The 11620-nt window shown below is 56.4% G+C and carries 10 protein-coding genes; 3 read left to right on the forward strand and 7 right to left on the reverse strand.

Translation table 11 applies throughout. The features are described 5' to 3' along the window. Positions 1-13 precede the first annotated feature (13 nt). From DG357_RS10865 to DG357_RS10880, 4 genes are all read right to left on the reverse strand, one after another. Entirely contained in the window at positions 14-673 is a 660-nt protein-coding gene (locus DG357_RS10865; protein ID WP_047368505.1) for an O-methyltransferase, read from the reverse strand. A gap of 102 nt (positions 674-775) precedes the next feature. Next, the gene (locus tag DG357_RS10870) at positions 776-2155 is read right to left on the reverse strand and encodes an efflux transporter outer membrane subunit (protein WP_088205403.1); all 1380 of its coding nucleotides are present in this window, start codon (positions 2153-2155) and stop codon (positions 776-778) included. After that, on the reverse strand, positions 2152-3234 hold the full coding sequence (locus DG357_RS10875) for an HlyD family secretion protein (RefSeq protein ID WP_047368507.1): 1083 nt from the start codon (positions 3232-3234) through the stop codon (positions 2152-2154). The genes DG357_RS10870 and DG357_RS10875 overlap by 4 nt, the downstream gene beginning before the upstream one ends. A gap of 22 nt (positions 3235-3256) precedes the next feature. Then, on the reverse strand, positions 3257-4909 hold the full coding sequence (locus DG357_RS10880) for an MFS transporter (protein ID WP_048959898.1): 1653 nt from the start codon (positions 4907-4909) through the stop codon (positions 3257-3259). Between the two features lie 202 nt (positions 4910-5111). Between DG357_RS10880 and DG357_RS10885 the strand changes: the two genes are divergently transcribed. Beyond that, entirely contained in the window at positions 5112-5906 is a 795-nt protein-coding gene (locus DG357_RS10885; protein WP_088205404.1) for a YdcF family protein, read from the forward strand. A 53-nt stretch (positions 5907-5959) separates the two neighbouring features. Here DG357_RS10885 and gap read toward each other — a convergent pair whose 3' ends face one another. Next, entirely contained in the window at positions 5960-6961 is a 1002-nt protein-coding gene (gene gap, locus DG357_RS10890) for a type I glyceraldehyde-3-phosphate dehydrogenase (protein WP_088205405.1), read from the reverse strand. Between the two features lie 189 nt (positions 6962-7150). Between gap and cybB the strand changes: the two genes are divergently transcribed. Beyond that, positions 7151-7681 (forward strand): cytochrome b561, encoded by a 531-nt coding sequence (gene cybB / locus DG357_RS10895; protein ID WP_088205406.1) that lies wholly within the window; start codon positions 7151-7153, stop codon positions 7679-7681. A 44-nt stretch (positions 7682-7725) separates the two neighbouring features. On the opposite strand, the gene DG357_RS10900 is transcribed toward cybB, so the two are convergent. Together DG357_RS10900 and DG357_RS10905 are read right to left on the reverse strand one after the other, a co-directional pair. Further along, on the reverse strand, positions 7726-8793 hold the full coding sequence (locus DG357_RS10900) for an oxidoreductase (RefSeq protein ID WP_088205407.1): 1068 nt from the start codon (positions 8791-8793) through the stop codon (positions 7726-7728). Positions 8794-8806: 13 nt separating this feature from the next. Further along, on the reverse strand, positions 8807-9550 hold the full coding sequence (locus DG357_RS10905) for a DeoR/GlpR family DNA-binding transcription regulator (protein WP_028013082.1): 744 nt from the start codon (positions 9548-9550) through the stop codon (positions 8807-8809). Positions 9551-10266: 716 nt separating this feature from the next. Here DG357_RS10905 and DG357_RS10910 point away from each other — a divergent pair. After that, positions 10267-11604 carry a TolC family outer membrane protein gene (locus DG357_RS10910; protein WP_041910078.1) on the forward strand — a complete coding sequence of 446 codons (1338 nt, stop codon included), beginning with the start codon at positions 10267-10269 and terminating at the stop codon, positions 11602-11604. The last annotated feature ends 16 nt before the right edge of the window (positions 11605-11620 follow it).

Raw genomic sequence — 11620 nt, forward strand, 5'->3', positions numbered from 1 at the left:
CGGGCTGATGCCTTCACCCATTCACAATCGCCAGCGTAAACCCATCCCATCCCTTAACCCCCACCGTTTGCAGCGCGGTGGCGGTTAAGCGCGGGTTATCCCCCGTCATCTCGATAAAACGCCGCACGCCCAGCACGCGCGCGTCGTCGCTTTGCCCGTTAATGACCTCGCCGTCGCGGACCACGTTATCGCCGATGATCACCGTGCCGGGACGGGAATAGTGCAGCGCCCACTCCAGATAGCCGGGATTGTTTGGCTTATCGGCATCAATAAAGATCAGGTCGAACGGTGGAACGTCACCGAAATTCTCCAGCGAGTTCAGTGCCGGGCCTTCAATTAATTCAATACGATCGTTCAGCCCCGCGAGGCGAATATTCTGGCGGGCAACATCGGCATGCGTTGGGTCCGCCTCGAGCGTAATCAGCTTTCCGTCCGGCGGCAGGGCGCGCGCCATCCAGATAGAGCTATAGGCACCCAGCGTACCGATCTCAAGAATGCGTCTTGCCTGCGTCATGCGCACGAACAGCGCCAGCAGCTGTCCCTGATTGGCCGCAACATCGTGTTCGGGTAGCCCGGCGCGTTTATTGTTCTCAAGAACCTTCTGTAGAACCTCATCCTCAGGGATAAGCGAAGAAATCATGTAATTATCTACTGCAGACCATTGTTGTTGCATAGATTGACTCCTTAAGAGGGATTGCCGGGTGGCGGCTACGCCTTACCCGGCCTACGGGTGCGAAATGCAGGTCCGGTAAGCAAAGCGCCACCGGGCAGGTTTTCAGGCACTGACCCATCCTCCGCCCAGTGCTTTATACAAATCAATCTGCGCCAGCAGCAGGTTATTTTTGACCTGCACCACGCTGGTCTGGACCGAGTACAGCGTGCGCTGCGCGTCCAGCACGTCAAGATAGGATGAATAACCGTTGCGATAGCGGTTCTGCGCAATGCGCAGCGTCTCCCGGGCCACATCCTGCTGGGCAAGCAGCTCCGTCAGCTGTTCCTGATAGCGCGTAATGGCATCAAGGCTGTTGTTCACTTCGGCAAACGCGTTACGCACGGTTTTTTCATACGCATACAGCGCCTGGTTACGCTGGGACTGGGAAATATCCACCTGCGCGTTCAGCGCCTGGCGGTTCAGCAGCGGGGCGAGAATGCTGCCGCCTGCGCTCCAGAGCTGGAGCGGGTTGTCCAGCAGGCCGGAAAGGGTGCGATCCTGGATCGATCCGGTTGCGGTCAGGTTGATCGACGGCAGCAGGCTGGCGCGTGACGCGGCAAGCGAGGCGTCAGCCGCGACCAGCTGTCGCTCGGCCTGCACGATATCTGGCCGACGATTCAGGAGCGTGGAGGGCAGCTGTGACGGCAGCGTGAGCGGCGTCAGCGCCGCAAAGCTTTCGCTACGCGCTACCGCACCGGGATTGCTTCCCAGCAGCAGGCTCAGGGCATTCTCCTGCTGCGCAATCTGATGCCGCAGCACGGGCACCTGCGCTCGCGTTGAGCGAAGCTCGGAATCCGACTGCATCAGCTCCAGGCGCGAACTGTAGCCCGTCTCAAGCTGGCGTTTGGCAAGATTAAACGCCTCTTCGCGCGATTTCAGCGTGGATTCGGTCACGCGCAGCTGTTCATCAAGCGAGAGCAGGGTGACGTACCCGGAGGCAACGGACGAGGCGACGGTGAGATCCGCAGCCGCGGCGGCGGCTTTTTGCGCCTCCAGCGAGGCTTCGGCGGCATTGGCCACGCTGCGGTTGACGCCCCAGATATCAACGTCATAGCTCGCCGTCAGGCTGCCTCTGTACAGCGTGCTGTAAACCGGAAGCCCAGTGGCGGCGGATTGAGAACGGGCGCGCGTCCCGGTTACGCCCGCGTCGAGCGAAGGAAACAGGCTGCCGTCGGCGGCAAAGACCCGCGCCTGATATTCGTTTATCCGCTCGCGGGCAATCAGCACATCGCTGTTATTTTTTAGCGCCTGGTCCACATAGCGGTTGAGGTTGTTGTCATGAAAATTGCGCCACCAGAGCTGTTCCGTCGGGCTGGTTGGCCCTGAGACGGCGCGCCATTGAGCCGGAATTTGCAGGGTCGGCTGCGCCGGCTTGACGTCAACGGACTGGCATCCGGCCAGCATGAGCGCCCCCACCAGCGCGGCTATCGGGCGAAGGATCATGGCTTCGCCTCCCGCGTATCAATCGTCACCTGTACCGACATACCCGGACGCAGCAGCGCAGACTCTTCAGGCTTACCGAGCACCTCAATGCGCACCGGAATACGCTGGGCGATTTTGACAAAGTTGCCGGTGGCGTTGTCCGGCGTGATAGCGCTGAATTCAACCCCGGTCGCCGGCGAGATGCTCTCTACGCGGCCCTGATACGCTTTGTTGTTTAAGGCATCGACGGTAAACTTCACCGGCTGACCGACGCGCAGCTCCGCCAGCTGGGTCTCTTTGATGTTGGCAATCACCCAGTGCTGCGGCGGTACCAGCGTAGTGAGGTGCGTTCCGGCAGTCACGTACGCGCCGAGACGCACGGCAATCTGGCCGAGCTGGCCGTCCCGCGGGGCGATAATGCGGGTGTTTTGCAGGTCAATCTGCGCCAGCTCCAGCGCCGCTTTGGCGTTTTCAACATCTGCCTCCAGCGCGCCGCGGTTCACAATCACCGTCTGCAGATCCTGACGCGACATCTCAAGCGTGGCTTTCGCCTGGTCGATATCCGCGCTGCCCTGAGCCGCACTGGCCAGCGCGGCATCGCGCTCGCGAATGGAAAGCGACCCATCCGCCGTCAGATCCTTCACGCGCTTTAAATCCGCCTGGGTTTTCAGGCTCTGGGCGCGGGCATTTTTCAGCGCGGCTTCATTTTTGGCAATGGTCGCTTCGGCGCTTTTCCGCTGCTGCAGGTTGTTATTCAGCGCGGCAATTTTCATCGCCAGCTGCGCCTCGGCCTGATGCACGCGCTGACGATAGATGCGGTCATCGATCTGCAACAGCAGATCGCCTTTTTTAACCTGCACAAAGTCCTGAACCTTCACCTCGGTGATATAGCCGTTAACCTGGGGGCTAATGAACGTCGTCTGGCCGCGCACGTAGGCGTTGTCGGTAAACTGCGCGTGGCGGGTAAACGGCGGCAGCTGCCAGGCGTAAAGAATGACCAGCACGCCGACAATACCGATGGCAGCGGCGGTGAAAACGGAAACAATGCGCACATTTTTGCGGGTGTTGGCCTGCTCTTTGGCGGCATCCTGCTGACTCATAAACTCTCCAGAAATATTACAATTATTTGTTGCCGGTGGCGTTCTTCAGCGCCATACGGGCAGTAATGCGCAGGCGCAGCAAGCGCCATAAAATCCAGACCAGCGTGGCGGCAGCGATGCTTGCCGTCAGCAGATAAGTATCGTTATAGGCCAGAATATTTGCCTCAAGGGTGGTCACCGTCTGTAGCTGGGTAATGGCCTGCGTTCCCAGCAGCGTACTGTCGCCAATCAGGCTTTTATACATCTGGGTATAAAGCTGAATCCGCTCGTTGACCAGCGGGTTAAGCGTGGTGAGCTGATCCGCCAGCAGGCTGGAGTGGTATTTCTCGCGCCAGGTCTGGAAGGTGCCGAGAATCGCCGATCCCAGCAGGCCGCCGAGGTTCTGGCTCATGCCAAACATGACCGAAAAGCTGACCAGGTTACGCGGGTCGGCAATTACCCCGCCAATGGCGGCCAGCATGGCGGGCGCCAGGAAGAAGGCGCTGCCGAAGCCCAGCAGGAACTGGCTGACCATCAGCTGATCCGGGCGGGTCAGATTATTGGACTGGCTGTCCAGCAGCGAGGCAACAATCATCAGCGCCAGAGAGGTGATAATCGGCCACGCCAGCTTTGTGGGCTTGATGGTGAGGCAGCTGGTGACGATCCCGCAGACGATCCCGGCGAAAATGGACCACGCCAGATGGGTCATCTGCTCATTCTGTAACCCCACGTACTGCAGCCAGCCGATGACGCCGGTATTTTGCTCCGCCAGCACGATGCGGATCAGCAGCATGATCAGCCCCAGGCGAACGATGCTGCCGCTCGACAGCCAGCGGGTGTTCAGCAGTGGGTTGGCGCGGTTATGTTCAAACACGATGGCGGAAACAATCAGCACCAGCGATAGCGCCAGCGACCAGCCGATCCACGGCGCCTCGAACCACCAGTCCAGACGGCCTAAAGAGAGCACGGCGCAGAGCAGGGCCATTCCGGGAGCCAGTAAAAAGAAGGTGACAAAGTCTTTCTTCTCGAAGACCTTGCGTCGGTCACCCGGCGGCAGTTTTAAGGCGATTACGCAGGCCAGGGAGATCAGCGCCAGCCCCAGTTCAAAGAAATAGAGCCCGCGCCACTCGTCCAGCTGGAGAAGCTCAGTGGAAAACAGACGCGCCAGCGGAATAGCGAGCGACGATCCGGTGATCCCGATGGTAAGCGCCTTCAGGCGATGCTTCGCAGGCCAGGCCTGGATTTGGTAGTAAATCCCCAGCGAGCTGAGCGCGGCGGCCACCATCCCGTGCGCGGCGCGTACCATCAGCGCGGAGCTGAGGTCGTTAACGAACAGGTGGAAAAAGGTGACCAGCACGTAGAGCACCAGAAAACCTTCCGTAAAGGCGCGCAGGCCGTACTGTTGACGAAATTTGACCAGCAGCAGGTTAATGGAGATGTTGGTCATCACATAGACTGCGGGCAGCCAGGCGATTTCGGTCGACCAGGCCCCGAAGGTTCCCTGCAGGTTTTGCAGGTTGGCGGTGACCACCGCATTGCCCAGTGCCCCCGTCAGGCAAACCAGCAGCCCAACGACGCCATAGGCGACGCGTTTTGGCGTACTGTGCTCGGGGGTGGAAGGCGAACCCAGCAGGGCGGGTTTCTCATGGGGCTGCCACTCGCGAGGAGCATAAGGGTCGCGTTCGGGCAGGCGCATAACGTCATTACCTTAGAAATGATTGAATAATTAGCGGGCTAGCGATTCTACGTCTGCCGCAAATGATAATTCAAGTGAATATGATTTGCGCATGTTAATCAAATGTACGAAAGAAATTTAAGGAAAAAGAGCGGCCCGATGTCGCCGTTGTGTTGAGAACCTGAAGTCGCTACCCTGAAGGGATAGCGAGAAGGAGTTCATCATGGAACAGACCCATTTTCCCATCCTGCCGGATGCCACGCTGGCGGCCATTAATACTGTCGGTGAATGGCTGGCGCAGGACGACCTGAGCGGCAGCCGCCTGCACCCGGACGTCGATGCGGTAATTCTGGCAGGGAACGCGGTGATCCCGACCATTGAGGCAGCCTGCCGTATTGCCGCTCAGCGAGAAATCCCGCTCCTGATTAGCGGCGGTATTGGTCATTCAACCGCGTTTTTATATTCAGCTATCGGCAATCATCCGCGTTATCACACCTTACAAGTCGAAGGGCGGGCCGAAGCGAGCATTCTTGCCGACGTTGCGCGGGCGTTCTGGCAGATCCCCGAGGCGCGCCTGTGGGTTGAAGATCGCTCCACCAACTGCGGTGAAAACGCGCGCTTTAGCTGGAACATGCTGAAAGAGCGTCAGCGGACAAGCGGGCGCGTGCTGGTGGTGCAGGACCCAACGATGCAGCGCCGCACGATGGCGACGTTTGCCCGCGTGTGCCGCGATGAACCCGCATCACCGCAGTGGATCAGCCATCCCGGGTTTACGCCAGTGCTGCAAAACGGCACAGAGGGCGTGGAGTTTAGTGGGGGCAATGCCGGGCTGTGGCCCGTTGACCGTTATCTTTCACTGGTTATGGGGGAACTGCCGCGCCTGTATGATGACGTTAACGGCTATGGCCCGGCCGGGCGGGATTTTATCGCCCACGTTGAATTCCCTGAAACCGTCACCGCCGCATGGAGACAGCTTCAACAGGACCCAGTCCTGAAGGTGGCGCGTAAAATCATCTGAGCACGGAACAATCCCCTCGCCCCATTGGGGAGAGGGTTAGGGTGCGGGGAAAATCATAGCGCCGCAAACTTATCCAGCGTCCGCACCAGCTGCGTCACAAACCCATACTCATTGTCATACCAGGCAACGGCTTTCACCAGCTGCAGATCTCCCGCTTCTGACACCTCCGTCTGCGTGGCGTCAAACACCGAACCATAGTGCGAGCCAATCACATCTGACGACACAATCTCGTCATCGGTATACCCGAACGATTTATTCCCCTGGGTCGCCTTTTTCAGCGCGGCGTTGATCTCCTCGACCGTCACTTTTTTACCCAGAATCGCTACCAGCTCGGTTACCGATCCGGTTTTCACCGGCACGCGCTGGGCGTGACCCTTTAGTTTGCCGCTGAGCGCGGGGATCACCAGGCCGATGGCTTTCGCCGCACCGGTGGTATTCGGAATAATATTTTCTGCCGCCGCCCGCGAGGCGCGCAAATCTTTCCCGCGTGGGCCATCCACCAGCGCCTGGGTGCCGGTATAGGCATGAATGGTGGTCATGGTGCCCACTTTAATTTCAAACGCGTCGTTCAGGGCTTTTGCCAGCGGGGCGAGGCAGTTGGTGGTGCAGGACGCGACGGAAATAATGGTATCACTGGCGTCAATGGTATCGTCATTCACGCTATAGACGATGGTCTTCATCTCACCCGCGGGCGCCGAAATCAGCACTTTCTTCGCACCGGCGTCCAGGTGCGCCCGCGATTTTTCTTCTGAGGTATAAAAGCCGGTGCACTCCACGACGATATCCACGCCCGCGGCTTTCCACGGAATGTGCTTTGCCTCTTTTTCGGCGTACACCGCGATGGTTTTACCGTCGACAATCAGCGCATCCTCGGTGAAGTCCACGCTCCAGGGGAAGCCACCGTAGTTGGAATCATGCCTGAGCAGGTAGGCCAGGACTTTCGGGGAGGTGAGGTCGTTGATGGCGACGACGGTATTACTGTCCTGGGTTTCAAGAAGGCGGCGCAGCACAAGGCGTCCAATGCGTCCAAATCCGTTAATGCCAATTTTACTCATGGTGTTCTCCTGTGAACGTGTCGATACGACAGTTTGAACTCATCCAGGCTTAGACCATCACGGGCAGGGCAGCAATTGAAGATGCTTCATGCGAGGGGAAGTATTTGAAAAACCATACAGAAAAGTTAATGAATTTTTAAGGAAAGGAGATTATGTTGGCGCGGTGACTGTTTTATTTCAGGAAATCCCATGCGCACTAAATATACAAGCCTGCAAATCACGATTCACTGGCTGGTGTTTTTGTTAATCGTCGTCGCTTACTGCGCGATGGAATTCAGGGGCTTTTTCCCGCGTTCCGACCGACCGCTTATTAACATGATCCACGTCTCCTGCGGCATCTCGGTTCTGGTGCTGATGGTGGCGAGATTGCTGATCCGCCTGAAGTTTCCCGCACCGCCCATTCAACCTAAACCTAAAGCGATGATTACCGGTATGTCCCACCTTGGGCATCTGATCGTCTATCTGCTGTTTATTGCGCTGCCGCTGATTGGCATTGTAATGATGTATAACCGTGGAAACGACTGGTTCGCCTTTGGTCTGACGATGCCTCACGCGGCGGAGGGGAATTTTGACCTGGTGGATGTGCTGAAGGAGTGGCACGTTACGCTGGCAAACCTGGGCTATTTCGTGATTGGTCTGCACGCCTTTGCGGCGCTGATGCACCACTATTTCTGGAAAGATAATACTCTTTTGCGCATGATGCCGAATAAGCGTCAGTAGTCTTTAACTCTTGCCGGGCGGCGCAGCGCCACCCGGCTTGTTTTTTAACCCAGAAGAACACGCTCTTCATCAGTTAACGCCAGCGTCTGCGTTGACCCCGTCTCTGACGATTTCACCGCCGCTTCCAGAACAGCCATGACCGCTAACGCCTCGACAGGATGAACGGGATTGGCGATCTTCCCGAGCATCGCATCCCGCACGTTGATGTAGTACTGCCGCTGATCGCCCTTTGGCGTGGCAATCGTTTGGGGTTCACCATCAACTCCGAAGAACACCATGCTGTCGTCGTCTTCGCCCCAGGCGTCGCTGCCGGGGATTACGCCAGCCAGCAGCTGCGCTTCCTGCTGATCGATTCTGGCTTTCACCACGCTGCCTTTGTCCCCGTGAACGGTAAAGCGCGCCGTACCGCCAGCCACCAGCATGCTGGCGTGCAGAACCACCTTATGAGCCGGGTAATTGAGGACCACGTGCGCCCAGTCGTTAACCTCTGCGCCGTCGCGCAGCGTGGCGATATTTCCCTGAACAGACTCTGGCAGGCCAAACAGCTGAAGCGTCTGGTCGATCAGGTGAGGGCCCAGGTCAAACCACAGGCCGCTGCCGGGACCGTTCTGCTCGCGCCAGCGCACGCGCACTTCCGGGCGGAAGCGGTCAATATGCGACTCCAGATGTTTAACCTTGCCAACCGTGCCTTGCTCAATAATCTGCTTAATGCCGAGGAAATCGCTGTCCCAGCGGCGGTTGTGGAAAACCGAGAGCAGAAGCTGCTTTTCATCCGCCAGGGCAATCAGGTCCCGGGCTTCCTGCATATCCAGAGTGAAAGGCTTATCCACGACCACGTGTTTTCCCGAGTTCAGGGCCAGCGTCGCCAGCGGCGCGTGGGTGGCGTTAGGGGAGGCAATGACCACCAGGTCGACATCAGGATGTTGAATGGCTTCTTCGGGCGTGGCTACCACCAGCACATCCGGAAGATCGCGCTTCACTTTCTCTTCATCACGGGAAGAGACCACCGCCAGCTTGAGCCCGTCCACGGACTGGATCAGCGGGGCATGGAAGGTTTTACCGACAAAACCGTACCCGATCAGCGCAATGTTGATTGTTTGAACTTTACTCATGACCTTCTCCACGTTATTGCGCGCACACCGTGACCCGTAATGCGCCAGGGTCCCCAAGCTCAGGCCAGGGACGATCTAAAAAGAGTTGATGAATATCGGTGAGCCCGGAGACCAGATACGGCTCGCAGCGGTTAACTTTCAGGTGATCGGCAACAATCCAGTGCGCATGGCTTGCGGCGAGCATCGCGCGTTTCACCTCGGCATCCGCTTCTTTACCGGCACTCAGACCGAGTTCGGCATGAAGGGCGCACGCACCGAGAATGGCGATATCGGCCCGATAGCGTGACAGCAGGGACAACGTGGCGCTGCCGGCAAACAGGCGCTGCTTCGGGTCCCATTTTCCACCGAGCAGAATAAGCTCAATGTCTTCCCGGTCGCTAAAATGCTGGGCGATATCCAGCGAGGTAGTGATCACGGTGTGAGGTCCCTGCAGAAAAGTAGCGACGGCCATCACCGTACTGCCGGCATCCAGAAACAAGGTGGAACCCGGCGGAACCGCCTGCGCAACCTGTTTCCCCAGACGCTGCTTGGTTTCCGGCAACAGGGTATTGCGGCCCTGACGATTCATGGCCGAAAGATTCAGAGCAATAGCCCCGCCGTGATTCTTCTGGGCAAGCCCCTGATTTTCCAGATCGGTCAGATCCCGACGAACGGTATCCGCCGAAACCTGCAGCTTTTCTGCCAGCTCGGTGATGCTGGCCTGACCTTGTTCACTGAGAATATCAAGGACATAGCGTTGACGTGCGGTTTTGTGCATGGGCAGCAATCCTGCAAAATGTCGCAATAAATCGCATAATACAGCATTTTGACGCAGAAGGAAGGAGTATCGTAAACCAGGTTGATGTTTAATTATTGGAATTATATTAAGCGGATATCATTAAGCCGTTCTGAATGTTAACCACAGTGTTAATGTTATGTTTTAATCAACGATTTGGGTTATGTAACCAACGCATTGTCATTAACTGGTGGAATATGCTGATATGTAATTAAAATAAAGCATTTAATGTCTGATTTATGTTTTTTATTAGAATTATTTTTCAACAAATCGATGGCTCTTACTTAAGTTGACACTTCTTTGAAAATCTTTGTGTCTGACCCGCTCAGAAATTAACGCAAAAATGTGCGCAGAGGAGATTAAGAATTTTCCTTAAATTACAGTGTGTTTTGATGTTTCATCTGAAAGGCTATTTTCGGAGTTTTGTCCAGAAACCCCATGTTTTTTCTTATATGTAACACTGCATTAACATTGTGGGTGTAGTGGCCTATACCACATTTTGTTATGCTGCAAATCAACTTATGAAATAAGTAATTTCTTAAATTTAATAAGACAAAGGCGGATCTCATCTCCATCGGAAATGGGTATGGGGAGCTTTACCTGAAATTTAGCGAGGAAGTTAAATAAGATATTTGTCTAATTATCTGTACCTCTTTTTGGGTAATTGCTTGAGTATCACTCAGAGTCAGGGAGATAAAATGACGATATTACGCAAGCCTGTTTCACGCCAATTTATAGCTACGCTGGCGTTAATTTCATTAGCCCTAAATACGGCTTATGCCAATAGTGGCGCGGTAGGTATTGCCCCGATGGCAACGACGACCTTAAAGGAAAGTATTCTTTTCGCTATCGATCGCGATCCGTCAATTAGCCAGCAGGCCGCGCAGTTAGGTATTGGTCAGGCGCAAATAGACGAGGCGCGCAGCGGCTGGATGCCGCAAATAGCGTTGAACGGGAGTACGGGGCATAGCCAGACCACCGATTCCAGCGGTTCGCTGAAGAACTCTGCGGCCTGGGGGGTGAGCCTGACCCAGCTGATATACGATTTTGGCAAGACCAACAACAGCATCAGCCAGTCTTCCGCCCAGCGCGATAGCTACCGCTACCAGCTGATGAGCACGCTTTCTGACGTGGCGGAAAAAACGGCGCTCGGCTACGTGGAGGTCAAACGTTATTCCGACCTGCTACAGGCGGCAAAAGAGAATGTTCAGGCACTGAAAAACGTGGAGCAGCTGGCCAAGCTGCGCGCCGATGCGGGCGTGAGTTCCACCTCCGATGAACTCCAGACCCGCACGCGTATTGCCGGCATGCAGGCGACGGTGGCGCAGTATAACGCCGCATTGAACAGCGCCCGCGCAAGGCTCGCGGTATTAACCGGAATGCAGGCAGATCATTATTCGCCGGTCCCCGCAAACCTCGCCGTTGAGCCGGATTCGCTTAACCGCATTGATTATTCGTTAATACCGGCGGTAATGGCCGCGCAGAATATGGAACGTTCGGCCCAGTATGGCGTTGAAACGGCGAAGTCCCAGCACTGGCCAACCCTGAGCCTGAAGGGGGGACGCACGCGTTACGAATCGGACAACCGCTCATACTGGGACGACCAGATCCAGCTCAATATTGACGCACCGCTTTATCAGGGCGGCGCGGTATCCGCACGCGTGCGTCAGGCTGAGGGTGCACGAGCGATGGCGTCCTCTCAGGTCGATCAGGCGCGTTTCGACGTGCTGCAAAAGGCCTCCGTCGCGCAAGCTGACTGGACCGGCGCACGGGGAAGAATGGAGGCCGGGAAGCGGCAGCTGGAAAATGCGCTGCGGGCCCGCGAGGTTTATAAAAATGAATACACCCTGAGCAAGCGGAGCATTAATGATTTGCTCAGCGTTGAGCAGGATGTCTGGCAGGCCACGTCGGCGAAAATAATCGCCGAGTATGATGGCTGGAGTTCGGCAATTAATTATGCTTCCGCGGTTGATAATTTAATGCCGCTTATTGGAATAGAGAAAAACGCTGCCGCAAAATTACCCGATTTGAGTTAACAAAAGCCACGCATAG

It is taken from the genome of Enterobacter bugandensis (assembly GCF_900324475.1).
Classification (GTDB): Bacteria; Pseudomonadota; Gammaproteobacteria; order Enterobacterales; family Enterobacteriaceae; genus Enterobacter; species Enterobacter bugandensis.